General features: G+C 28.5%; 19 protein-coding genes and 2 tRNA genes. 13 read left to right on the top strand and 8 right to left on the bottom strand.

All coding sequences use genetic code 11. The features are described from left to right. The first annotated feature begins 7 nt into the window (after nucleotides 1-7). Genes Bmayo_RS03790 through Bmayo_RS03780 form a run of 3 tightly spaced genes read left to right on the top strand, consistent with a single transcriptional unit; the run spans nucleotide 8 to nucleotide 2,299 of the window. On the top strand, nucleotides 8-445 hold the full coding sequence (locus Bmayo_RS03790; protein ID WP_075552392.1) for a septum formation initiator family protein: 438 nt from the start codon (nucleotides 8-10) through the stop codon (nucleotides 443-445). Nucleotides 446-458: 13 nt separating this feature from the next. After that, complete coding sequence (locus Bmayo_RS03785; protein WP_075552391.1) at nucleotides 459-1,439, top strand: ABC transporter permease subunit; 981 nt, start codon at nucleotides 459-461, stop codon at nucleotides 1,437-1,439. Then, entirely contained in the window at nucleotides 1,439-2,299 is an 861-nt protein-coding gene (locus tag Bmayo_RS03780; RefSeq protein ID WP_075552390.1) for an ABC transporter permease subunit, read from the top strand. The genes Bmayo_RS03785 and Bmayo_RS03780 overlap by 1 nt, the downstream gene beginning before the upstream one ends. Before the next feature lie 8 nt (nucleotides 2,300-2,307). Here the strand turns inward: Bmayo_RS03780 and Bmayo_RS03775 are convergent, their stop codons facing one another. Next, nucleotides 2,308-2,943 (bottom strand): endonuclease III domain-containing protein, encoded by a 636-nt coding sequence (locus Bmayo_RS03775; protein WP_075552389.1) that lies wholly within the window; start codon nucleotides 2,941-2,943, stop codon nucleotides 2,308-2,310. 102 nt (nucleotides 2,944-3,045) lie between these two features. Between Bmayo_RS03775 and Bmayo_RS03770 the strand changes: the two genes are divergently transcribed. Together Bmayo_RS03770 and Bmayo_RS03765 are read left to right on the top strand one after the other, a co-directional pair. Next, nucleotides 3,046-3,119, top strand: a tRNA-Arg gene (locus Bmayo_RS03770). 7 nt (nucleotides 3,120-3,126) lie between these two features. Then, nucleotides 3,127-3,199, top strand: a tRNA-Pro gene (locus Bmayo_RS03765). Between the two features lie 84 nt (nucleotides 3,200-3,283). Here Bmayo_RS03765 and Bmayo_RS03760 read toward each other — a convergent pair. From Bmayo_RS03760 to Bmayo_RS03750, 3 genes are all read right to left on the bottom strand, one after another. Beyond that, complete coding sequence (locus Bmayo_RS03760) at nucleotides 3,284-5,398, bottom strand: P83/100 family protein (RefSeq protein WP_075552388.1); 2,115 nt, start codon at nucleotides 5,396-5,398, stop codon at nucleotides 3,284-3,286. A gap of 105 nt (nucleotides 5,399-5,503) precedes the next feature. Further along, nucleotides 5,504-7,201 (bottom strand): PQQ-binding-like beta-propeller repeat protein, encoded by a 1,698-nt coding sequence (locus Bmayo_RS03755; RefSeq protein ID WP_075552387.1) that lies wholly within the window; start codon nucleotides 7,199-7,201, stop codon nucleotides 5,504-5,506. 34 nt (nucleotides 7,202-7,235) lie between these two features. Beyond that, nucleotides 7,236-8,867, bottom strand: a complete 1,632-nt coding sequence (locus tag Bmayo_RS03750; RefSeq protein WP_075552386.1) for an ABC-F family ATP-binding cassette domain-containing protein — start codon at nucleotides 8,865-8,867, stop codon at nucleotides 7,236-7,238. A gap of 143 nt (nucleotides 8,868-9,010) precedes the next feature. Here Bmayo_RS03750 and groES point away from each other — a divergent pair, with 143 nt between their 5' ends. The 3 genes from groES (at nucleotide 9,011) to Bmayo_RS03735 (ending at nucleotide 10,944) form a co-directional block, all read left to right on the top strand. Next, nucleotides 9,011-9,283 carry a co-chaperone GroES gene (gene groES, locus Bmayo_RS03745; RefSeq protein WP_002557327.1) on the top strand — a complete coding sequence of 91 codons (273 nt, stop codon included), beginning with the start codon at nucleotides 9,011-9,013 and terminating at the stop codon, nucleotides 9,281-9,283. Between the two features lie 306 nt (nucleotides 9,284-9,589). After that, on the top strand, nucleotides 9,590-10,267 hold the full coding sequence (gene mnmC2, locus Bmayo_RS03740) for a tRNA (5-methylaminomethyl-2-thiouridine)(34)-methyltransferase MnmC2 (RefSeq protein ID WP_075552385.1): 678 nt from the start codon (nucleotides 9,590-9,592) through the stop codon (nucleotides 10,265-10,267). 80 nt (nucleotides 10,268-10,347) lie between these two features. After that, the gene (locus Bmayo_RS03735) at nucleotides 10,348-10,944 is read left to right on the top strand and encodes a hypothetical protein (protein WP_075552384.1); all 597 of its coding nucleotides are present in this window, start codon (nucleotides 10,348-10,350) and stop codon (nucleotides 10,942-10,944) included. Between the two features lie 85 nt (nucleotides 10,945-11,029). Here the strand turns inward: Bmayo_RS03735 and valS are convergent, their stop codons facing one another. The 3 genes from valS to Bmayo_RS03720 all read right to left on the bottom strand — a co-directional run bounded on the left by valS (nucleotide 11,030) and on the right by Bmayo_RS03720 (nucleotide 15,628). After that, the gene (valS, locus tag Bmayo_RS03730; RefSeq protein ID WP_075552383.1) at nucleotides 11,030-13,657 is read right to left on the bottom strand and encodes a valine--tRNA ligase; all 2,628 of its coding nucleotides are present in this window, start codon (nucleotides 13,655-13,657) and stop codon (nucleotides 11,030-11,032) included. 3 nt (nucleotides 13,658-13,660) lie between these two features. After that, a complete protein-coding gene (locus Bmayo_RS03725) occupies nucleotides 13,661-14,650 on the bottom strand; it encodes a tRNA dihydrouridine synthase (protein ID WP_075552382.1) in 990 nt (329 codons plus the stop codon). A 192-nt stretch (nucleotides 14,651-14,842) separates the two neighbouring features. Beyond that, nucleotides 14,843-15,628, bottom strand: coding sequence for a septal ring lytic transglycosylase RlpA family protein (locus Bmayo_RS03720; protein ID WP_075552381.1), 786 nt, complete (start codon nucleotides 15,626-15,628; stop codon nucleotides 14,843-14,845). Between the two features lie 105 nt (nucleotides 15,629-15,733). On the opposite strand from Bmayo_RS03720, the gene Bmayo_RS03715 reads away from it, so the two are divergent. Continuing rightward, a complete protein-coding gene (locus Bmayo_RS03715) occupies nucleotides 15,734-16,747 on the top strand; it encodes an L-threonylcarbamoyladenylate synthase (protein ID WP_075552380.1) in 1,014 nt (337 codons plus the stop codon). Nucleotides 16,748-16,935: 188 nt separating this feature from the next. Here Bmayo_RS03715 and plzA read toward each other — a convergent pair whose 3' ends face one another. Next, nucleotides 16,936-17,721 carry a c-di-GMP-binding receptor PlzA gene (plzA, locus tag Bmayo_RS03710; RefSeq protein ID WP_075552379.1) on the bottom strand — a complete coding sequence of 262 codons (786 nt, stop codon included), beginning with the start codon at nucleotides 17,719-17,721 and terminating at the stop codon, nucleotides 16,936-16,938. 311 nt (nucleotides 17,722-18,032) lie between these two features. Here plzA and Bmayo_RS03705 point away from each other — a divergent pair, with 311 nt between their 5' ends. From Bmayo_RS03705 to Bmayo_RS03690, 4 genes are all read left to right on the top strand, one after another. Beyond that, nucleotides 18,033-20,786: a penicillin-binding protein 1A gene (locus Bmayo_RS03705; protein ID WP_075552378.1), complete on the top strand. Its 2,754-nt coding sequence runs from the start codon at nucleotides 18,033-18,035 to the stop codon at nucleotides 20,784-20,786. A gap of 6 nt (nucleotides 20,787-20,792) precedes the next feature. Next, a complete protein-coding gene (locus Bmayo_RS03700) occupies nucleotides 20,793-21,185 on the top strand; it encodes a ParB N-terminal domain-containing protein (RefSeq protein ID WP_075552377.1) in 393 nt (130 codons plus the stop codon). A 32-nt stretch (nucleotides 21,186-21,217) separates the two neighbouring features. Beyond that, nucleotides 21,218-22,810, top strand: coding sequence for a glucose-6-phosphate isomerase (locus tag Bmayo_RS03695; protein ID WP_075552376.1), 1,593 nt, complete (start codon nucleotides 21,218-21,220; stop codon nucleotides 22,808-22,810). Nucleotides 22,811-22,874: 64 nt separating this feature from the next. Beyond that, complete coding sequence (locus Bmayo_RS03690; RefSeq protein WP_075552375.1) at nucleotides 22,875-24,251, top strand: L-cystine transporter; 1,377 nt, start codon at nucleotides 22,875-22,877, stop codon at nucleotides 24,249-24,251. Nucleotides 24,252-24,254 lie beyond the last annotated feature (3 nt).

The following is a 24,254-nucleotide window of genomic DNA, read 5'->3' as shown; positions in this document are numbered from 1 at the left end:
AAGCTATATGACTATTTATAAAAAAATTGCAATCTCTTTTTATTCAGGAATACTAAGCTACTTTATAATAGCTCCCATATTTGGAGAGAGAGGATTTGTTAATTATCAAAAATTGGATAACAACTTAACATTAATAAAAAATCACATCGAAAAACTAAAAGAAATTCAAGAAGAATTAAAAGCAAAATATATTAACTTGCAAGTATCTAAATCAGAAATTCTAAAAGAAGCAAAAAAATTGGGCTACTACCCAAAAAACTCAACAGTAATAAAAATCAACAAGAATATAGATCAATATAACCAAGGGCAAATATTAACTTTACAAAAACCCCTTTCCAAGAATCAAAATTTTTACCTTATATCAATAGCAATAGGTTTAATTTATTATTTTTTATCAAGTTGCATTATCCAAACCAAAAAAATTACAAAAAGCAATAAACTCTAAGGATTAGTATTTATTGAAAATATTTATTTTTAAAAATATAATATATTTATTAATCAATTTAATTTGTGCATCATTTTTTTGCATATCGTTAGTAAATTTTTTTTCAAATGAACAACAGTATACTCCTTTTGTTAAAACAAATATCCTAAAAAAATACTTGCAATACATTGGAATATACAAAAGCATAGAAAGATATACCCTGATACATGACTTCAACCCTAAATCAAAATTAGAAAAAGATTGCTTTTTAAAGCACATAGCTGGCAATTCATATATAATATACAAAACAAAAAATGAAGGAATACTGTGGGGTGATCATCGGTACTCTTTACTGAGTAAAGGAAAGCCAACTACTAAAATAATTTTTCAAAAAATATTCAATACTTTAAAAGTCTCAATCCCTGGCGCCCTACTCTCTTATATTGTAGCAATAGTCCTTATTGTAATTTGGAAAATTTACATAAAAAACAACCTAATAAATAATATTCTAGAATATTTAATGCTACTGCTCCACTCCATGCCAAGAAATTTAACAGTATTTTTAATATTGTCTTTAATATATTACCTTAATTTAAATCCTAAAAATTTAATAATAGGTGGATTTGCATGGTTTTTTTCATTCTTCATATTTAATTCTGTAATTTTTAAACAATCTCTTGACAAAACTTTATCAGAATTTTACATAAAAGCTGCAAAATCAAGAGGAATAAATAAATTGCAAATAATCTTAAAACATGCATTAATTCCATCAATAACACCACTGCTCACGAACATGAGACCTATTCTTACAACTGCTTTTTTTGGAGCATCAATGATTGAATCAATGTTTGAAATTAATGGAATTGGAGCCTTATATTTAAATGCTTTGAAATTCAACGATTATGCTATTTCTAAAGATTTAATTTTTATTGGTGTTTTCATTATGCTTATTCCAAATATAATAACAGATATACTAATTTACAAAATCAACCCATATAAGGACACCCTAAGCTAATGAAAACAGATACAATAATAAAAAAAATTTATATCGTAATCTTCAATATATTTATTGTATTGCTAATTATTACTCCGTCACTGGTTAATGAAAATTCAAAAATTGCAATCTATAAAAAAGATCCAAATAAAGTTTATTTAAAATCTACCAAAAACATACCTATGCCACCCACAAAAGACAACCCACTAGGAATAGACAAAATGGGAAGAGATATTATGGCAAGACTAATAATTGCAACCAGAAACTCTATTCTACTTTCGCTAAGCTACGCAACAATTTCTGCAATAATTGGAATCTTTATTGGAACAATAATAGGCATGTTTAGTTTTGAAATTTGCATGCTAATTTCAAAACTAATAGAAACATTGCAAACATTGCCCTTTTTTTACATCGTGTCTCTAGTTTTTTATTACTTTTTAAAACAAAAAACTTACAATATGCTTCAAGCAGCAACACTATTAGCATTGATTCATGGATGGATTAGATTTGCTTTTATTGCAAGAAACAATACATTAATAATAAAAAATTTAGATTATGTTAAAGCCAGTGAAGCTATGGGGGCAAGCAAAATTAGAATAATATTGCATCACATTTTTCCAGAAGTATTCTCATCAATATCATCTATAATTCCATTACAAATGGGAAGAAGCCTTACTACCTTTGAAGTAGTAAGCTTTTTACAAAAACAAGATAAAAATCTATACCCCAGCCTTGGAGAACTACTCAACTATATGCAAATGGGCAATAAATATCTATGGATATGGATCAACCCCTTACTTATATTAATAGGCATAAACATAATACTAGCAATGATAAATTTTAGGCTGAGAAAAAAAATGAAACATTTAATATCATCTTAAATAAAAAATTAACAAACTCTTGGAGCAAATTTTTCTAAAAAACAATTAACACAACTCACACTTCTAGAAGTACAAATTTCTCTTGCATGCTTATTGATAGCCATAGAAAATCTATATTGCTTACAAGGCTTTATTCTTCTTTTTAGATCCAATTCAATCTTAATAGGAGAATTTTCCAAAGAAAGAGCATGTCTTGTAATAACTCTACTAAAATGAGTATCTACAATAATTGCAGGCTTATTGTAAACAGATCCAAGAATAACATTTGCTGTTTTTCGACCTACTCCAGGCAGCTTAACAAGATCAAAAATATTATTTGGAATAACACCATTAAATTTTTCCAAAATATCAATAGAGCAATTTATAATATTTTTGGCTTTCCTTGAATAAAAACCAGTCTTATAAATTAATTTTTCAACATCTCCAACATTTGCTCTTGATAAACTTTCAAAATTCTCATACCTTTCAAAAAGGTATGGAGAAATTTTATTCACCAAATTATCTGTTGTTCTTGCACTTAAAATAACCATTATTAAAAGTTCATAATTATTTTTATAATTTAAAAAAGGCTTAACATCAGGGTATCTAAACAAAGTTTCATCAACAATCAAATCAAGATTAATCATAAAAAAATTATAAAACATTATAACCACAAAACAAAAATAAAAAACATACAAAATAAAGGTATCTAGACTTTATTGACAAGGATTTTTCAAAATGATATACTCATCATTAGAATTTAAAATGCACCAATAGCTCAATTGGATAGAGCAACAGACTTCTAATCTGTAGGTTTTAGGTTCGAGTCCTAATTGGTGCGCTTCATTCGGGATGTGGCCTAGTGGCTAAGGCACCTGCTTTGGGAGCAGGGGATCGTGAGTTCGAATCCCACCATCCCGAAAAAATATTAAAAAAGCTAAAAACTTTTGTTTTTAGCTTTTTTAGTTTTTTAACAATTTATACAAATTTAATCAAACTGTAAAGTTATTTAACTTTCTTTAAAGTATTTAAATCTAAAATAACTAGACTTTTAGACTCATCTTGCAAATAAATAAAATTTTTTCTCACAGAAAAACTAGTAAAAGGCAAAATTTTATTCTCTGAAAGAATAAACTCATCTAAATTTTTAGGAGAAAATTTAGCCAATCTCCAAGAATTGCTACTATTCTTATCCTTAACAGCTACTAAAATCATTTTAGAGTCAACATAAAGAGATGAATTTTTATTAATCTCAAAACTAGACTCTGATACCACTTTTAAATTTTCAAGTTTATTGAGTATCTGAAGCTTAGCTTTTCCTGAATCCATTTTAATAACAACCAAATCTTTTTCACGTTCATAAATTCCATACCGCTGAATGCCTTGCTGACTACTTTCTTTAAGCCTAACACCAGTATTTAAATCAATAAGTTGAAGTGTTCCTAAATTTGTAATTGGATCAATAACCTCTAAAAATACAGGACTACTGAAATCTATAGACATAGTAGTCAAATCTTTATTCAAAGAAGTGGCTTGATCTTTAACTTGAAGCTTGGTCTTTTGCAAATTAACATCTTTATTATCTGCCTCAACTTTTGAATCAATGTCATTATAAGAAGGCCTATCTAACGGTGATGATTCATTAATCTTATTGTTGTTAGGCTTGGAAATCTCATCTAATTCCTTAACCTCAGAAACGGGCTTAAATTCCTTTTTACTATCTAATTTTTTATCTTCAGGTAATTTTTGATCTTCTAGCATCATAAGATTTTTATCATTATTTAAATCGCCTAAGTTTGCCCGTGATTTACCTTTGATTATTTTTTCCTCCTTGCCTTTACTTTCTTCTTTACTAGAAGCTTTAGAATTTAATTCTAGATCAAGATCTAATGCTTTATCATCTTTACTTTTTAAAAGTTCTTCGTCACTTTTTTTGATTTCAATTTGCTTTTCAATTTCTCTTTTTTGAATTTGCTTTTCAATTTCTCTTTTTTGATTTTCATTACTAGTTTCTTTAAGCTGCTCCTGCAAATCTTCTAGACTCTCTTTTATCTGCAGCTGCTTATCAACCTTAGGAGAACTTACATCACCAGGCTTTGGTAAATTCTTTTCCTTATTAATCTCGTTAATATCCTCTTGAATTTTTTCTCTAACAGTATCTCTTTGAACATCTAAATTATCTTCAGCAGAATCTAATTTTTGCTGAGCTTTATCAAGATTGATTGCCTTTTTATCCAGTTCTTCTTTTTGTTTCTTTTTAGCATCAACCTGACTTTCAATCTTCTTTTTATGCTCTTCATCTGTAGCTTTTTCAAGCTGATCCCTTAAATTTTCAATAGTTTCTGTTATATTAGAATCACTTTCATGAATATTATCTAATTCAATATCAATTTTATCTTGATCTGCTTTATGAGTTTCACCTTGAATGTCTGTAATATCTCTTGCAAAGTTAACACCTGCTTCATTTTCACTTAAAAGAGCTGATACCACCTTGTCTGTAACCAAACTGTCAATATCAATGTCAGACTCAATATTTCCAGATAAAATATCTTTTTTAAGAGGAATAAATATTTGAGTCTTTCCAGCCCACTGACTATACACCCTAGAAAGACCTGCATTTTCTTTAGTTAAAGACTTCAAAGCAGTCTCAATATAAAACCCTTTATAATAATCCAAATCTCCTCTATAAACAGCATTATATATTGTAATAACCTTAGCAATTAATTCTGCGCTAGACCTATCATAATCAAAAGACTTTATTAAATACCCTGTAAGAATTCTTCTTAAATTCAATATACTGTCAAGCTCTGACTTACTGCCAATAGAAAAAACATCAACACTTGCTTTTTTATCTTGATCATCAATAAATCTATTAATAAAATATTTACCATAATAACTTGAGTTGCTATTGGAATTGGTCAACGGTCTTGCTAAAAACTCCCCAATACCCACTATTTGTTCATATGTATTTGTAGAATCATAAGGACCTTTATAATTTACAAACTCAAGATCCATATTAACAAAGTCCTTTAATTTTTTCTTATCAACTTCCCTTGCATTAAGAGGAAATCCATTCAAAAAAATAAGGAAAAAACTAAAGATTAGTAACATTTTTTTCATAAAAGAAATTCTCCTATAAATTTAATTATAATCTACCTTACCAACTAAATTCACCAATTTAAACCTAATTTTAACACAATCGGATTTATATGCAAAACAGCTAATTCAATCTTGCGTGCCCGAAATATCTTGAATGCTTGAAATAATTTCATTAATGTACTTGTTAATATTTTCAGAAAAATTTTGCCGCCTCATAAACATTAATAACTTTATATACTTATGCTTACAAAGTTTAAGAAGTTCGGCTGTTGAATTTAAAATTATATTTCTCAAATTTAAAATCACAGAATAAGCTATTTCTAAATTGCCTTGATAATTTAACACTATATTTTGGATGTAATTGTATATAATACAATCTTGCCCATAATAACTTTCAAATTTAGTAATAGTTTGGACTATGGTAATTATATTATTAATATCTCTCTCTCTAATTGCCAAATTAATAAAACTCTTAATCGAAGCTTCATCATTAACATATACAAAATATCTATAAAGCTTGCCCCTTGAAGCAATTCTATCAAACCTCTTTTCTGATAAAAGCCACACATTAAAAGCTTTTTCATATAAATTTAAATATTTTGTAGGAAAATTTTCATGTTCAGCTGCAAGACAATCCAAAATCTCCAAAAATTTATTATAAGAAACATCACTATAATTAGAATTAAGGATCTCTTCAAGAAGTAAATAATTTTTATCATAATCCACAAAACGTTTTTCTTTTAAATCTATTCTGCCTTGATTATATTTATTACCTCCAAAATGGTTCCAAACGCTAACATCAAGCTCTTTGTCGTATTCGTAATAATAAGTGCTAAGAACCCAATCATCTCCCCCTAAGACAATAATACCTGAATTAGCACTAAGTCCTGACAAATCCTTAAGTTTAGCATCTGAAAAAGATATATCAAAATCTTCCTTGAAAGACAAAACTCCATTTGATTTGGTTGAAATTAAAAGATTTCTATTATTATAAAGAACAGCTTTATCAATCTCAAAGTTCATTTTTTTTTTGAATTTAAGCTTAAAGTTTCTATTCAAATCAAAAAACATGCCAACACTTGAAATTGCTACATATTCACCATTAAACTTTTCAAACAAAAAATTAATAGGAAAATCTAACTTAATAGAACTAACAACCTCCCCAAAATCTCTCCCATAAGCAACAATATGGCCTGACTTATGCCCAACAACTACATCTTTTTTTGTATTTATCATTAACAAAAAAGGGAAAGCAACTAGCTTGGAAAACCACTTCTTATTGCCCAAAGAATCAAACAAAAATATTTCATCATTTTCACTTGCAATACAAAAATCACCATTATCAAAAACTACAGGAGAAGTAGTAGGTCTGCCACCTATATCAACCTCAAACATTTTTTCTCCACTACTTAAATCAATAGAAACGACCTTTTCATTAACAAGGGGAACTAAAATGCTATCATTCCCTATGGCAGGAGCACTCAAAGGTGAAAAATCAAGCTTATATTTCCAAACAAGCTTTCCTCTTCTGATCTTTTGAACTTCATTTCTAACTGTAACAACATAATACCCATTATCAAAATCTTTCAAAAGATAAGGATATGGCATTCTATTTAGTCTATAAGAATATCTTTTCTCAAATGACATTGTATAAGTAGTTAACCATCTGTCTTTTGTTAAAACCGTAATAGTATCACGTTTTTCATCAATAATTGGATTGCCTGCAACTTTACCAGTTAATGCTTTTTGAAAATATAAATTAATACCAGAATAAAGCCTTAAAAAAGAAGCTGAAAACACAAATATAAAAAGTAGACCTCTCAAAATAAAAAACCTTTTGGGCTTCTAAAAACTACCACTAAAGCCTAAAACCAGCATTATTGCCATAAAGATTATTTCTCAGGTCTCTAATCTTAGTATCATCAACATACTCGGGAAAAGTCATATATCGATCAATTATTCCGTTGGGAGTAAACTCAATAATTCTATTAGCAACAGTATCTATAAATTGATGATCATGTGATGTAAAAAGAACAACTCCTTTAAACTCTTTAAGCCCAGCATTTAAAGATGTAATTGCTTCAAGATCTAAGTGATTTGTGGGCTGGTCTAGTATTAAAACATTAGCTCCGCTAAGCATAGCCTTAGCAAGCATGCATCTTACTTTTTCTCCTCCTGAGAGAACATTTACCTTTTTTAAAGCTTCATCTTGACTAAAAAGCATTCGACCTAAAAATCCTCTAATATAAGTTTCATCTTGTTCTTTTGAATACTGACGCAACCAATCAATTAAATTCAAATCTAAATCAAAATATTTTCCATTATCTTTATTAAAATATGAAAAATTAACGGTAGATCCCCATTCATAATGACCTTTATAATTTTTATCTTCATTTGTAATGATATCAAACAAAAAAGTTGCAAACATGGGATTTCCCAAAAAAACAATTTTTTGTTGGGGTTCAATAATAATACTAAATTTATTTAAAATTAAATTCCCTTCAAATTCTTTTATTAAATTTTTAATTGTAAGAACATTCTTGCCAAGTTCTCTTTCGCTTTTGAAATTAACATAAGGAAACTTTCTTGAAGAAGGCTTCAAATCTTCAACCTTTATTTTTTCAATTAACTTTTTCCTTGATGTTGCTTGTCTAGACTTAGATGCATTACTAGAAAATCTTTGAATAAATGTCTTAAGTTCGGCAATTTTATCTTCAGATCGCTTTTTAGCATCTTTTAGTTGCTTATTTAAAATCTGACTTGTTTCATACCAAAAATCATAATTTCCAAGATATACTTGAATCTTTCCATAATCAATGTCAACAATATGAGTACAAACTTGATTTAAAAAATGTCTATCGTGAGATACAACAATAACTGTATTTTCAAAATTAATCAAAAACTCTTCTAACCATTTAATAGATTGTAGATCAAGGTTATTGGTAGGCTCATCAAGAAGCAATATGTCAGGCTCGCCAAAAAGCGCTTGAGCTAAAAGAACTCTAACCTTTAAAGACCCTTCAATATCACCCATTAAATTATTATGAATTAACTCATCTATTCCAAGACCCTTAAGAAGAACTGCTGCAGCAGATTCAGCCTCGTATCCTCCAAGCTCTGAAAATTCTGCTTCAAGCTCACCGGCTCTAATCCCATCCGCATCGGTAAAATCAGGCTTATTATAAATTTCATCTTTTTCTTTTTGAACAGAATAAAGTCTTTTGTGCCCCATAATAACAGTATCTATAACCTTATATGCATCATAGGCAAATTGATCTTGTTCAAGGGCTGCTAATCTTTGATTTTTAGGGATAGATATTTCACCCTTACTAGCTTCAATCATTCCCCCTAATACTTTTAAAAAAGTGCTTTTTCCTGCCCCATTAGCACCAATTATTCCATAACAATTTCCAGGAGAAAATTTAATATTTACGTCTTTGAATAAAACTCTCTCTCCAAATGCAACTTCTAAATTACTTACAGTTATCAAACCATTACCCTGCCTAAAATTGATATTCTAATAACAAAATTATCTTGAAAATTAATTTAATTTTCAAGCACCATATAAATATATTGACTCAACTCTAAATTTTTTCGTATATTTAATATTATTAACATAAGGAGATGTTTGAAATGAAGAATATTAAGCCGTTAGCTGATAGAGTTTTAATAAAAATCAAAGAAGCTGAGAGTAAAACAATCTCAGGACTTTACATACCAGAAAATGCAAAAGAAAAAACAAATATTGGGACAGTTATAGCCGTTGGTTCTAACAAAGAAGAAATCACTGTAAAAGTTGGCGACACTGTACTTTATGAAAAGTATGCAGGAGCTGCTGTAAAAATCGAGAATAAAGAACATTTAATACTAAAAGCAAAAGAAATAGTTGCAATAATAGAAGAGTAAAAAGCTAAGTTTAGCTACTTAGCTTTAATCTTTATAAAAAATATTTTATAAAGATTATTGAAAAATAATGCTCGAGTTACAGCATGAATAAAAAAGTTGCCATAACTTAAAGAGAAAGCAGAAATGATAGAAAGTTTTGTTTTTTTAAAAGAAGAATTTGCAAATATTTATAAGTCAAACTTTTTATTAAAACTTGCAATATTTAATAAAAATCACAAATTTATACATAAAAACTTATTATTCTGATCAATCAAATTAAAAATTTCAAGCTTACAAAATGTTGTAAGCTTGAAAAAATGAAATTAAATGAAAAAGCCAACTTTTAAAGATAAAACTATATATTCAAGTAAATTCGATGACATCTATTACAATCCAAAGCATGGAATTGAAGAGAGTTTTTATACATTTATTAAAGGTTGTAATCTAGACTTAGAATTAAAAACAAAAGAAAATCTTTTAATAGCAGAGTTGGGATTTGGAACAGGATTAAACTTTATATGTCTTTTAAAATTCATAAAAGAAAACAACATAACCTCAAAAATTAATTATTATTCTATAGAAAAATTTCCACTCGAAAAAAAAACAATAATGCAAATTTCAAAGTTTTTCGTTGAAGAAGCCCCTTATTTTAAATTAATGTTAAAACATTACCCTAAAATTCCCAAAAAAAATTTAAAACTAAAAATAACGGAAAATGTCAATTTAAAAATTTTAATTGGAAACGCTAAAATAAAAATCAAAGAAATTCCTAAAAATGTAGAATACTGGTTTTTAGATGGATTTAATCCTAAAAAAAATCCTGAAATGTGGAGCAACGAAATATTTAATTTAATTTCTAAGAAAAGCAATTCAGAATGCAAGCTTTCAACATTTTCCTCTGCAAGAATTGTAAAAGATGGCTTAAAACTTGCTAATTTCAAACACATTCACATAGAAAAAGGATTTGGAAATAAAAGACATATGATAAAAGCTCAAAAAAATTGAAAATTTGCTTTTAAAATAAACCGTTAAAAAACAAGACAAACAAATATGATATACTATCAAATAACTAAAGGAGAATTTTAATGACAAGAAAAAAATTTGTTATAGTCTTAATCTTTTCAATATCTAATAATTATGTTTTTGCAAAAGACACAATCAAAGATTTGTTCTTTATACAAGATATACTAATAAAAAAAGAAAAATATTCCAAGGTTCTAAATAATGCAAGCCTTGAAGGCATTATTGAAATTGAACATAACGGACCATACATTAAAGATCACGATTCAGAAGTTAAGCTTATCCTAAAAGAAAGCGGATATAGAAGAAATTTCAGCTTTTTCAATCTTTTAAATACTAGCAATATAATCAAAAGTCTAAGCTTATTTAATAATAGACCAAAAAGCATTAAAGAAAATGAAATTATATTATTAGAAACAAAAATGATTAAAGAAAATCCCTATAAACGGTACAAAGACGATGATGATTTTGAATTAAAGCTGAGCGCAACTTGCAAAAGCAATCAAATTTATTTAATTCTTGATTTCAATTTTCTCTTTGATCAAAGAAAAACGTTTCCATCAATTTATATTAAAGAAGAAGATGTATCAACAATAATAAACAGTTTCATGAAACTACAAGATCCAAACTTCTTATCTTCTCAAATATTAAATGACGATTAAAAGTTTAAAATGCTATTAGAAATAGCATTTTGCCAAAAAGTTACCTATAACCAATTCAATTACATAATAATTTTTCAACTTTTTTTTACAAATTTTTTAAATTAATAATATAACTATTTATTTTATTAATTAAAGAAGAAAATTCTACAAATTTTAATTTTTCAGATTCAATAATTTCCTTAGGAGCATTCATTAAAAAATTTTTATTTTCAAGTTTCTTTGAAACAGAAATCTTAAGCATTTTGTACTTTTCAAGCTGTTTTTCAAGCCTTACCAACTCTTTAGTTTTATCTATCAATGACTTAACATCGGCATAAATTTCAAAACCAACTGCAGCTACACCAAGCATGCCATCACAATTTTCATTGTAAAATATATTTTTAAAATTAATCATTTTTTTTACAATACTTTCATTAGTCTTAAAGTACTCCTCATATTTAAAATCAGCATCAAACTTCAAAGCAACATCAATTTCAATGCTAGCAGGTATATTAAATTCGCTCTTAAGTGTTCTAATAGCTATAATGAAAGTTTTCAATACTTTAAAACTTTCAAATTCTTTTTGAAAATTATTAGCAATATCAAAACTTGGATATTCATTTAAGGCTAAAATATCTCCCTTTTTTGAAAATTCGGAATAAATTTTTTCTGTAACAAAAGGAATAAACGGATGTAAAATTAACAATGCTTTTTTAAGAAAAAATAGCAACTTAGAAATAGCCATATTTTGAATATCAATATTTTCACTATTTAAATCAATTTTGCTAATTTCAATATACCAATCACAAAAATCATTCCAAAAAAACTCATAAACGAATTTTGAAGCTTCATTGTATTTATAATTTGCAAAAGAAGACTCTACACCAAGAATGGTTGAATTTAAGCTTGTAAGCAACCATTTGTCAATGTCGTTAAATTTCAAATCATTTAATATTTCTCTATTTTTTAAATTTAAAAGAATAAATTTAGAAGCATTAAAAACTTTGTTTGCAAACTTAGCGCCAAACATAAAATCTTTAGAGTCAATATTTAAATCTTGGCCTTGAACAGACAAAAAAGATAAAGTAAACCTCAAAGAATCACTTCCATACTCATGAATAATATCAAGAGGATCTATCCCATTGCCCAAGGACTTTGACATTTTTTTGCCTTGTTTGTCACGCAAAAGAGGGGTAATATAAACATCTTTAAAAGGAATTTGCCCTGTAAATTCTAATCCTGCCATCACCATTCTTGCAACCCAAAAAAATATTATATCGTAAGCTGTTATTAAGGTATTTGTTGGGTAATAATTTTTAAAATCAACAGTAATATTGGGCCATCCAAGCGAAGAAAAAGGCCATATCCAAGAAGAAAACCAAGTATCAAGAACATCTGGATCTTGAACAAACCTTTTGCCCACATTCTTTTCATCTAAAGAAGGATCAGTATCACTAACAATAAGTTCAGATGTATCAACATTGTACCAAACCGGTATTCTATGCCCCCAAACAAGCTGTCTTGATATACACCAATCTCTAATATTTGACAACCAATATTTATATGTATTTTCCCACTTTTTAGGGTAAAACCTTAATTCTCCATTCTCTAAAGCCTTTAAAGCTTTGTCCGCCAAAGGCTTCATTCTCACAAACCACTGAGTAGACAAATAAGGTTCAATAATCTCACCTGACCGATAACAATGCCCAACCTGTTGCTTATACTTCTTAACATCCTGCAAAAAGCCTTTTTCCTTTAATTCTGCCTCAATTTTAAATCTCGCATCCTTCACACTTAATCCTTGGTATTGTAAAGGAACATTTTTATTAAGTTTTCCATCTTGAGTTAAAATATTGACCTTGGGAGTATTGTGTCTTTTTGAAATTTCAAAATCATTAGGATCGTGCGCAGGAGTAACTTTCAAAGCACCAGTGCCAAAAGCGCTGTCAACATAAAAATCTGCAATAATTTTTATCTTTTTAGTTGTCAAAGGAATTGTAGCCTCTTTGCCAACTAAAGACTTATATCTCTCATCATTGGGATTAACAGCAATAGCAGTATCCCCAAACATTGTCTCAGGCCTAGTTGTTGCAATCTCAATAAAAGAAGAGCCATCAATAAAATACTTAACAAAATAAAGCTTGCCATCAACTTCTTTATATTCAATCTCTTCGTCGCTAACAACACTCCCAGATCCAGGATCAAGATTAACAAGATACTCGCCCCTATAAATCAACCCTTTAGAATATAAGTCCTTAAAAACCTTGTTAACAGCCTTACAAAGACTCTCATCAAGAGTAAATCTTTCTCTTGAGTGATCATAAGACGCCCCAAGTTTGTTTATCTGATTAACAATTATACATCTATGCCTATCTTTTAATTTAAAAATTTCTTGAACAAGCTCTTCTCTTTTAAAATCATCCTTGCTTTTACCAATCTTTTTAAGATGCCTTTCAAAAACAGCCTGAGTTGCTATTCCTGCATGATCTGTGCCAAAAAGCCATAAAGTATTGTGACCTTTCATTCTTTTATACCTAACAAGAACATCTTGCAAAACAAAATTAAGAGCATGCCCCATATGCAATACACCAGTGACATTAGGAGGAGGCGCAACCATACTAAATTTTTCAAATAAAGAATTATCTGGTAAAAAAACATTATTTTTAAGCCACTTAATGTAAATTTCATCTTCAAATGCCTTAGGATCATATTTTTCAAAAGGTCTACAATTCATCGTTTAAAAATCTCCTACCATGTCAATAACTTTTAAATTTTCAAAAAGCTCTTCATAAGTTTTTGAATTTATAAGATTTGAGAAATATTTACTCTGTCTTTCATTTTCAGTAAAATATATCTTAAAATATTTTTTAAGTTTATTAAAATCTTTTCCAAGTCCCCAAGTAGCATGGAAATCCTTTATATGGAATTTTAATATATTTAACCTAAAATTTAAATTACTATCTAAAAAGTGTTTTGAAGAGGGCTTAAATAAATTTAAATTATTAAAAATTCCACGACCAAACATAATCCCATCAATTAAATATTTATCAACATAATATCTAGCATCCCTGAGGCTCAAAACATCTCCATTGCCAATAATCAGAGTAGAAGGACTAAGATTATTTCGCAATTTAACAAGTTCATAAAAAATATCAAAATTAACAGGACCTTTGCTCTGATTAACAGCAAGCCTTGGATAAACCGTTAACATATCAATTCCAAGGCCTAACAAAAACCCTAGCCAATCATTAACTTCTGGATATGAAAATCCGTGCCGGGTCTTAACACTAAGAGGCAAATTAAATCTCACACAAGCTTCTTTGCTTGCAAGAATTATCTCTTTAGCCAAAGATTTATTATTAATTAAAGCTGAACAAACTCCTTTTTTAATTATTTTATTCTTAGGACAACCCATATTAATATCAATTCCCCAAAACCCCATACCTCCCAACATTTCTATTGCTCTATAAAATTGCTCAGGAACATTGCCCCAAATTTGAGCAATTAAAGGCCTATTAAGTTCGTTGGGTTTTAAAAAAATATGTTGAATGGATTGTTTTGATCCATTTAAAATTCCTTTTGTAGAAATAAATTCGGTAAAATAAATATGAGGTTCTCCTTCTTCAGATCCTATTAAATGAATTAAATTTCTAAAAACAGTATCGGTAACGTCTTCCATCGGAGCTAAAATCATAATTGGAAGAGGAATATCAAATAAAAAGTTCATAAAATAACTATATAATAATAAAATACAAATTTAAGAAAAGTAAAACAGTCGCCTAATAAATTTAGATTTCTAAAAAGAATATTGCAATTTTTAAAATAAAAAAATACCACAAAGGAATTGACAATAAAGGATATAATCATAAAATTTAAAAAAGTCAATAAATAATTTTAATAAAAAAAATAATTTAAAAAATCAATCCATAACAAGACTCTCGCCTGGAACCTTTGTTTTTCTTATCAAAGTATCTTTATATCCAGTAGATTTAATAAGCTCTATATTTCTTTGAACATCATCAGCATTAGTGGGAATAAAAACAGTATAAAACGGCCCGTGAGAATTTACTACAACAAAAAGACCCGCTTTTTTTAATATTCGATAAGTCCTATCAGCATAATCTTTTTTTTTATAAGATCCAACTTGTATGTAAAAATCTGCTTCTTTGTCAGCAGAAACTGAATAATCTGCTGACAAATCTGAAGATTTATTTTCAACAGAAATATTCCCTTCTGATTGCTTTGTTTTTTTTTCTTCTTTAACCTCAGAAGTATTAAATGTTTTTTTAAAGTTGCTAGATTTTGATACAGAAGGTCTTTTTTCATTCGCACTAATTACTTCAATTTTTACAGGAGCAACCCCTATTCCCAAAAAATCAAGCTTCTCAGCGGCATGTTTTGATAAATCGATTATTCTATCCTTCCTAAAAGGACCTCTATCATTAATTCTTACAACAACTGATCTATTATTTAAAAGATTTGTAACCCTTACAGTAGTATTAAAGGGCAATTCTTTGTGAGCAGCAGTAAGAGCCATCATATCAAATTTTTCGCCATTAGCAGTAATTTTACCGTGGAAAGCCTCGCCATACCATGAAGCAAGTCCTACTGTAGCAGAATTTACATGAGAAGCAATAAAAAAAAATACAAAGAGAAAAACAAATTTTCTATTATCTCTTAAGATGACATCAATCAAAATTCTCATAATGTTTATTATAATATAAAAACATATTTCAATAAACAATTAAACTTGCAAATTGCTTATTTACATTTTTTTTGATTTAATTATAAAAAGAAAAAAGTCTAAAAAATGATATCAACAAAAATAATTCGCAGTAGCCAAATACAAAAAGCAGCAAAACTTATTAAAATGGGAGAGCTTGTTGTATTCCCAACAGAAACAGTTTACGGAATTGGCGCAAATGCTTACAATGAGGATGCCGTAAAAATGATTTTTTTAGTAAAAAAAAGGCCTATTAACAATCCTTTAATAGTGCACGTTGATACAGTAAAAAAAATAAAAGACTTATCAGAATATATTCCCAAAAGTGCTCTTATGTTAATCAAAAAATTTAGTCCGGGCCCTTTAACTTATGTTCTTAAAAAATCAATAAAAATATCTAGATTTGTAAGTGGCAACCTAGATACAGTGGCAATAAGAATTCCTGCAAACAAAACAGCTTTAAGCTTAATCAAAGCATCTAAAGTCCCTATAGTAGCACCATCTGCAAATATATCAAAAAGACCAAGCTCAACAAATTTCGAAATGGCCTTAAAAGAATTAAATGGACTTGTAAAAGGAATAATAAAAACAGAAGAGAATAAAGACTTTAATATTGGAATCGAATCAACCGTGATTGGATTTGACCTAAAAGATAACGTACTAATATTAAGGCCGGGTGCAATAACAAAAAAAATGATAGAAAATGAACTTCAAGGTAAATATACAGTAAATTATGCAGAAACAAAAATAGAACTAGAAAAATCACCCGGGAACATAATAGAACATTACAAACCAAAAATTCCCGTCTATTTATTTAAAAGTCAAGATAACATAAGAAGATATTTAAACAAAGATACAAAAATACTTATCACAAAAGCTACTCTAAAATCCTATTTATTTAATTTTTTATGGGATAAAAAAAATATTACAGTATTTAATACTCTTGAAGAGTATGCACAAAATCTTTACAAAGAGCTGGTAAATTCTGAAAACAACTACAAACAAATCCTTAGTGAGTTCTTAAAAGATGAAGAACTTGGATACTCAATAAACAATAGAATCAGAAAAGCCAGTTCGAATAGATTCATTAACAAAAAATGATGTCAAATTATTACTTAAAAATTTTAAAAGCATAAACATTCATTAATAAAACAATGTAAAGTAAAAGTCTAAAACCATAATGCAATACTTCACCCAATAAAACCAGCAAATATAACCAACAAAGACTCAAGCTAAATATTGCGAGCAAATTTTCGAATAATCACATAAGAAAAATTTCAATCTTTTGATTAATTGAAATAATCATGAATTAACATAGTATACTCAAGCGGTATTTTGTCTTCATCAAAAGCAATACCAAGCGCAAAAACCTTCCCATTGGGCGTCTGAATAACACTTAAACTTTTTGATTTACCCTCAATAAAAATTTCTTCATCCATAAATTCAAAACTAAAAATCAAATCAATTACATCTTCCTCGACATCTCTATAATCAAAAGAAGAAATTACTAAAGCGCCCCCATAAGATAAATCTTTTATTAAGCATTTATGTTTTGACCCATTAAAATTGATAAAAGCTTTATCAGAATCAATTTTTAGCTTTCTAATAGAATCTTTATCGACAATAATTCTCTCATGAATTCTCTGATTTTGCCCAAGTTTTAAATCAAGAAGCTTTCCAACTTTAATAGCAATCTCTTCTGGCGCAGGAGATAAAAATTCTAATGTTAATAAATTGTATTCTTTATTCTGAGAAGAATAAGAAGAAGCACTTAATAGTTTCACAGATAAAAAGGGAAAAAAAGCAGCACTACTCTTAGAATCTAAATTTTTTTTAAGTTGAATAGAACCTAAATTTTTATTTTTAGCCAAAGCAGGCAATACAGTATCTTCTTGAAAAATAAGCTTAAGAGAATCCATAGAAATAGAATAAATTACTCCAAAAACAGTATAAGAGCTTATCCTCATCTCAATAGTATTGCGAAGATTTAAAAAACTATTTATCTCTGTGCTCATTTTAATCTCTTTGCCCTTATACTTAGCCCCGTAATCTCTTATTTTTCTAGATAAAAGCATAAACCTCTCCTTTCTCCTTTTTTAATATAAAAAATAAAAATACTAAACAACGCTTAAAACTGTTTTAAACAGTTTTACACCAATAAAAATTTAAAACAATTGACCTGTAAAAATGCTTAATCAACAATCAATAAATCTAGTATTAAAGTCAAAGACATACCATCACCCACCCTTCACAACATTTGTTTAATTAGCAAAACTTAAAAAATGCTGCTTACATAGTGTAAGATTATAACAATAATTTTACACTATAACAATCAACTTATAACATTATTAATTCTTATACACTTATAGTATACTTAGTAAAAAGTATGAAATTAAATAGCCCTAATTTTAAAAAAATAAATACACATAAACTGCTTATTTATTTAACATATTTCGCAGTTAGCTTTTCTATTATCACACTATCATTAGCAGTATCTAAGACTATAAACATACAAAAAGATAAAAATTTTGGATATGTAAACCCAGCAGTTCCTTCAAGGCTTTTAGATATTAATGGGAAACAAATAACTCAATTTATATCTGATGAGAATAGAGAATTAATGCCTTTGAGAAAAATGCCTGACAATCTAATTAATACGCTTTTAATACGAGAAGATATTGGGTTTTTTTCTCATCGAGGTTTTTCTTTGATAGGGATATTTAGAGCTGCATTTAATATTGTTCTTGGTAGATATTTTTCAGGCGGCAGCACATTAACTCAACAACTTGCAAAGCTTCTCTACACAAATCAAGCAAGAAGATCTATCTTGAGAAAATTACATGAAATATGGTGGGCAATCCAACTTGAAAAAAAACTCTCAAAATACGAAATATTAGAGAAGTACCTTAATAAAGTTTATTTTGGAAACGGAAACTATGGAATAGTTGCAGCATCAAAATTCTTTTTTGGCAAAAGTGTAAATAAAATTAATACAGCAGAATCCGTGATGATGATAATTCAACTTCCAAATGCAAAACTTTATTCACCTCTTTACAATCCGAAATTTTCAAAAAAAATACAACGTGCAGTTTTAAACCAAGTTGTATCAAATGGAATAGTCAAAGCTGAAATTGCTGAAAAAGAATTTAATGAATACTGGCAAAATTACGATTGGACTAGAATGGCCGACACATCTGCAATTTCAAACAAAAAAGACCAAGCTCCTTATTTCTCTGAATATATAAGGCAAAAAATACTAAAATATTTACCAGATGGCGCAAACATATATAAAGATGGATACTCAATATATTCAACTCTTGACCTTGAGGCACAAAAATACGCAGATAAAGTTACAAACGATATGATTAATAAAGCAAGAACAATGCATAATTTAAACAGATCATCTGAAACAATAATTATTAATTCAGAAATTGTTCCTGTAGTAGATGCAATATCAGATTTATTAGGAATTAAAAATTTAAGAATAAATGGAAGACAATATAAAAAACTAAGAAAAAGAAAATTTTACGAAGATAATATTGATCTAATTGCAAGCTTTGGAGCTATACTTGGAATTGATAAAATAGATAAGGCAACAAAAGAATATATTATCAAAAATAAATTAACACCAAAACTTATTGCACAACCTGAAGGGGCAATGATAGCAATAGATACAACAACTGGAGCAATAAGGGCCATGGTTGGAGGAAGTGGACATACTAAAGACAATGAATTTAATCGAGCCACACAAGCAAAAGTCCAACCTGGAAGTGCATTCAAAGCATTATATTTTGCAGCCGCAATTGATCTAAAAAAAATAACAGCTGCTACAATGTTTTCAGACTCTCCGGTAGCATTTCTAAATAAAAACGGAGAAGTTTATGCTCCAGAAAATTATGGTGGCAAATGGAGGGGCAACGTTTTAACACGCCAAGCATTAGCCTTGTCCTTGAATATTCCAGCATTAAGAATATTAGACAAACTAGGTTTTGACTCTGCAATTAGCTACTCTTCAAAACTACTAGGAATAACAGATCCAAAAGAAATAGAAAAAACGTTTCCAAAAGTTTATCCACTAGCACTAGGTGTAATATCAGTTTCTCCAATCCAAATGGCAAGAGCCTTTGCAATTTTAGGAAATAGTGGTAACAAAATCGAACCTTATGGAATAAGATACATTGAAGACAGAGCTGGAAGAATAATAACAAATGAAGAAGCAAGCATATTGGCTAAAATAAAAAGCAAAGATCAAACTCAAATAGTGTCTCCTCAAACTGCATACATCATCACAGATATGATGAAATCAACAATTCAATACGGAACCTTAGCAAATCAAAGATATACAAATCTCAAAAATTTTAAATCTGACATTGCTGGAAAATCGGGAACAACACAAAATTGGGCAGACGGATGGGCAATAGGATACTCTCCTTATATAACAACAGCATTTTGGGTTGGATTTGACAAAAAAGGATATTCACTAGGAATATCTGGAACAGGAACAGGATTAGCAGGACCTAGTTGGGGAGAATTCATGGCAGAATATCACAAAAATTTACCTAAAAAGGTTTTTGTAAAGCCTGCAGGAATAATTAGTATCCCTGTGCAAGCAGAAACAGGCCTGCTACCAGAAGAAATTGCTGATGAGAAAATAATAAATGAACTATTTATTTCCGGCACTCAGCCAGTTGAAAAATCAAAATATTATGAAAATAAACTAGAATTTAAAAATACAATAGAATTTAACATATATGGAATTGATGAGATTAATAATAACGATGAAATAAATTTTGACACTCCTGAATTTGAATATCTTGATAATAATCTTGAAAGCCTAAACAATAATAATCTTGAGAGCATTAATAACAATGAAGAAAATAAAAATGAAGATGAAATAGAAATGAACATTAAAGAACCCTTAAATGAAATAGAAAATAAAAACTCACAACAAGATTTAATAAATAATAACAATAATAACCAGGAAATGCCTATTGAAAATACCAAGGAAATTGAAAACGAAGTCATTGTTAATGAAACAAACACAGAAGCACAAAACACAAAAGAATTAAATTTAAACAACAATGAAAATGAGAAAATTAACAATAAAGACGTCAATGGAGAAGATATCCAATTGGATTAAAAGAATATGTTAATAGATATTGATCAAATAAAAATAAAAAAAAGAATTAGAAAAAATATAGGAGACATTGAAACTCTTAAAAACAGTATTATAAAACATGGGTTAATTTATCCAATAATAATAGATAAAAATAAAAATTTGATAGCAGGACTTAGAAGATATCAAGCTTTAAAAGAAATCGGTTATAAAGAAGTTGAAGTAAAAGTAATCTCAATTGAAAACAAAAAAAATTTACTTGAAATTGAACTTGATGAGAATAATGTTAGAAAATCATTTACAAAAAGTGAGGCAAACGAGGGAGAAGCTTACTTAAAAATTTATTCTGAAAGCAATATAATAATAAGATTCCTTAAATTTATTATCTTAAAAATCAAAAACATGTGTAAAAGGAAAAAATAAAAAAATTTAAACTATAACAAAGGGGTGAGTTTATGATAAATTACAAAAATCTTAATGAACTTGAAAATTTTAAAATCCTTGAAGGAATTGCTCCAGAAGTGCTCAAAACGGCATTAACTGAAAAAAGAATAAAAGAATACGACATTACAATAGAAGGAGATAGTGTACATTATAACTATGCTTCAAAACAAATTAATGAAAACCACCTTAAAATTTTTCAAAATTTAAGCGATGAAGCAAATTTAATAGAAAAATATAAAGAAGTACTTGATGGAGAAAAGATCAATATTAGTGAAAATAGAAAAGTCCTGCATCACCTTACAAGAGGACAAATTGGTAAGGACGTAATAGAAGATAATAAAGAAAATATGAGAGAATTTTTCCAATCAGAACTTGAAAAAATATATAATTTTGCAAAGCAAATCCATTCTGGTAACATTAAAAGCGCAAATGGTAAAAAGTTTAAAAATGTAGTTCAAATAGGAATTGGTGGATCCAGCCTAGGCCCAAAAGCTCTTTATAGCTCAATAAAAAATTATGCAAAAAAACACAATCTAGCCTTAATGAACGGTTATTTTATTTCAAACATTGATCCAGACGAATCAGAAGAAGTATTAAGCAGCATTAATGTTGATGAAACGCTTTTTATTATTGTATCAAAAAGTGGAAATACATTAGAAACCAAAGCCAATATGCAATTCTTAATAAACAAATTAAAATTAAATGGCATAAAAGAATATAAAAAACAAATGGTTATTATAACATTAAAAGATAGTATGTTAGCACTAGAAGAAAAAGGATATCTTGAATATTTTTTCATGCATGATTCAATAGGTGGAAGATTTTCCCCAACATCAGCAGTTGGACTTACACTACTTACTCTTTGCTTCACAGAAAAAATTGTAAAAGAAATTATAAAGGGAGCCAATAGGGCTGACAAAAAATCATTAAGCAAAAACGTAAAAGACAATGCTTCTCTCTTGGCAGCACTAATTAGCATATATGAAAGAAATGTTCTAAACTACAGTAGCAACTGCATTATTGCTTATTCTAAAGCAATGAAAAATTTTTATCTTCACTTACAACAACTTGAAATGGAAAGTAATGGAAAAAGTGTAAACAGGTTTAACGAAACAATAAACTACAAAACTGTAAGAATAATTTGGGGAGGCATTGGGACGGATGTTCAACACTCGTTCTTTCAAATGCTTCATCAAGGAACAGATATAGTTCCAATGGATTTCATAGGGTTTAATGAAACACAACTTAAAGAAGATGTAATATCTGATAATAGCTCAAGCAATGACAAATTAAAAGCAAATTTAATAGCCCAAATAATAGCATTTTCAAAAGGCAAAGAAAATGATAATAAAAATAAAAATTTTAAAGGCGAGAGGCCTTCTGCACTAATATATTCAAAAGAATTAACACCTTATGCAATAGGAGCAATACTCTCCCATTACGAGAATAAAGTAATGTTTGAGGGATTTTTATTAAATATAAACTCATTTGACCAAGAAGGAGTTCAGCTGGGAAAAATTATTGCAAATCAAATTTTAAAAAACGACACCTTTGAAGATAAAGTAATAGAATCTTATTCTAAAAAAATTTTAAAACAAAATTAATTAATTTTAAATATATATCCTTAAGTTTAAAAAAGAATGCACTAAGCTTATACAAGAGGTAATAATGGATAAGATAAGTATATTATATACATTAATTAATATTACAATAATGCTTATTCTAATAAGCATAGTTTATCTTTGTAAAAGAAAAAATGTCTCTTTTACAAAAAGAGTGTTTATATCATTAGCAATAGGAATAGCATTTGGAATGACTATCCAACATTTTTATGGCACAAATTCATCTATAACAAACGAAACTATAAATTGGATAAATATTGTGGGTGATGGATACATAAGGCTTCTTAAAATGGTTATAATCCCCTTAATAATAACATCAATAATCTCTGCAATAATAAAATTAACCAACAGTAAAGATGTTGGAAAAATGAGCTTACTTGTAATATTAATACTTGTATTTACAGCGGGTATTGCTGCTATAATTGGCATTTTCACTGCTTTAATATTAGGATTAACAGCTGAAGGACTACAAGCGGGAACCAGCGAAATTTTACAAAGTGAAAAATTGCAAAAAGGACTTGAAATATTAAATCAAACACCAATCACAAAAAAAATCACAGAGCTTATTCCACAAAATATATTTGAAGATTTAGCAGGACTTAGAAAAAACTCAACAATCGGAGTTGTTATATTCTCAGCCATCATAGGAATAGCCGCTCTTAAAACATCTATAAAAAAGCCAGAATCAATAGAATTTTTTAAAAAAATAATATTAACGCTTCAAGACATAATATTAGGAATAGTAACTTTAATTTTAAAACTAACACCTTATGCTATATTAGCTCTAATGACAAAAATTACAGCAACCAGCGAAATCAAAAGCATAATAAAGCTTGGGGAATTTGTAATTGCTTCCTACATTGCAATAGGTCTTACATTTCTTATGCATATGACATTAATTGCAATAAACAAATTAAACCCAATTACTTTTATAAAAAAAATATCTCCAGCACTAACATTTGCATTCATATCTAGGTCTAGTGCAGCAACTATACCTATTAATATAGAAATTCAAACTAAAAACCTAGGAGTAAGCGAAGGAATAGCAAATTTATCAAGCTCCTTTGGAGCATCAATTGGGCAAAATGGTTGTGCAGCACTCCATCCTGCTATGCTTGCAATAATGATAGCGCCAACTCAAGGAATAAACCCTACAGATATTTCATTTATACTCACACTTCTTGGATTAATAATAATAACTTCATTTGGAGCTGCTGGAGCTGGCGGAGGCGCAACAACAGCTTCACTAATGGTACTCTCAGCAATAAACTTTCCAGTGGGATTGGTCGGACTTGTAATATCTGTTGAACCTTTAATTGACATGGGAAGAACAGCTGTTAATGTGGGCGGTTCAATGCTTGCAGGCGTTATATCTGCCAAACAACTTAAACAATTCAACCACAATATATACAACCAAAAATAGCTT

The sequence above is a fragment of the Borreliella mayonii genome (assembly GCF_001945665.1).
Lineage (GTDB): Bacteria > Spirochaetota > Spirochaetia > Borreliales > Borreliaceae > Borreliella > Borreliella mayonii.
Note: the sequence above shows the minus strand (reverse complement) of the source record. Positions and strands in the feature narration are given on the sequence as shown.

What these genes read in the sequence shown, in the direction of transcription:
- Bmayo_RS03790 (WP_075552392.1), top strand. Translation starts at nt 8, where the DNA reads ATGACTATTTATAAAAAAATTGCAATCTCTTTTTATTCAGGAATACTA.
- Bmayo_RS03780 (WP_075552390.1), top strand. Translation starts at nt 1,439, where the DNA reads ATGAAAACAGATACAATAATAAAAAAAATTTATATCGTAATCTTCAAT.
- Bmayo_RS03775 (WP_075552389.1), bottom strand. Translation starts at nt 2,943, where the DNA reads ATGTTTTATAATTTTTTTATGATTAATCTTGATTTGATTGTTGATGAA.
- Bmayo_RS03760 (WP_075552388.1), bottom strand. Translation starts at nt 5,398, where the DNA reads ATGAAAAAAATGTTACTAATCTTTAGTTTTTTCCTTATTTTTTTGAAT.
- groES (WP_002557327.1), top strand. Translation starts at nt 9,011, where the DNA reads ATGAAGAATATTAAGCCGTTAGCTGATAGAGTTTTAATAAAAATCAAA.
- mnmC2 (WP_075552385.1), top strand. Translation starts at nt 9,590, where the DNA reads ATGAAAAAGCCAACTTTTAAAGATAAAACTATATATTCAAGTAAATTC.
- Bmayo_RS03735 (WP_075552384.1), top strand. Translation starts at nt 10,348, where the DNA reads ATGACAAGAAAAAAATTTGTTATAGTCTTAATCTTTTCAATATCTAAT.
- valS (WP_075552383.1), bottom strand. Translation starts at nt 13,657, where the DNA reads ATGAATTGTAGACCTTTTGAAAAATATGATCCTAAGGCATTTGAAGAT.
- Bmayo_RS03725 (WP_075552382.1), bottom strand. Translation starts at nt 14,650, where the DNA reads ATGAACTTTTTATTTGATATTCCTCTTCCAATTATGATTTTAGCTCCG.
- Bmayo_RS03720 (WP_075552381.1), bottom strand. Translation starts at nt 15,628, where the DNA reads ATGAGAATTTTGATTGATGTCATCTTAAGAGATAATAGAAAATTTGTT.
- Bmayo_RS03715 (WP_075552380.1), top strand. Translation starts at nt 15,734, where the DNA reads ATGATATCAACAAAAATAATTCGCAGTAGCCAAATACAAAAAGCAGCA.
- plzA (WP_075552379.1), bottom strand. Translation starts at nt 17,721, where the DNA reads ATGCTTTTATCTAGAAAAATAAGAGATTACGGGGCTAAGTATAAGGGC.
- Bmayo_RS03705 (WP_075552378.1), top strand. Translation starts at nt 18,033, where the DNA reads ATGAAATTAAATAGCCCTAATTTTAAAAAAATAAATACACATAAACTG.
- Bmayo_RS03700 (WP_075552377.1), top strand. Translation starts at nt 20,793, where the DNA reads ATGTTAATAGATATTGATCAAATAAAAATAAAAAAAAGAATTAGAAAA.
- Bmayo_RS03695 (WP_075552376.1), top strand. Translation starts at nt 21,218, where the DNA reads ATGATAAATTACAAAAATCTTAATGAACTTGAAAATTTTAAAATCCTT.
- Bmayo_RS03690 (WP_075552375.1), top strand. Translation starts at nt 22,875, where the DNA reads ATGGATAAGATAAGTATATTATATACATTAATTAATATTACAATAATG.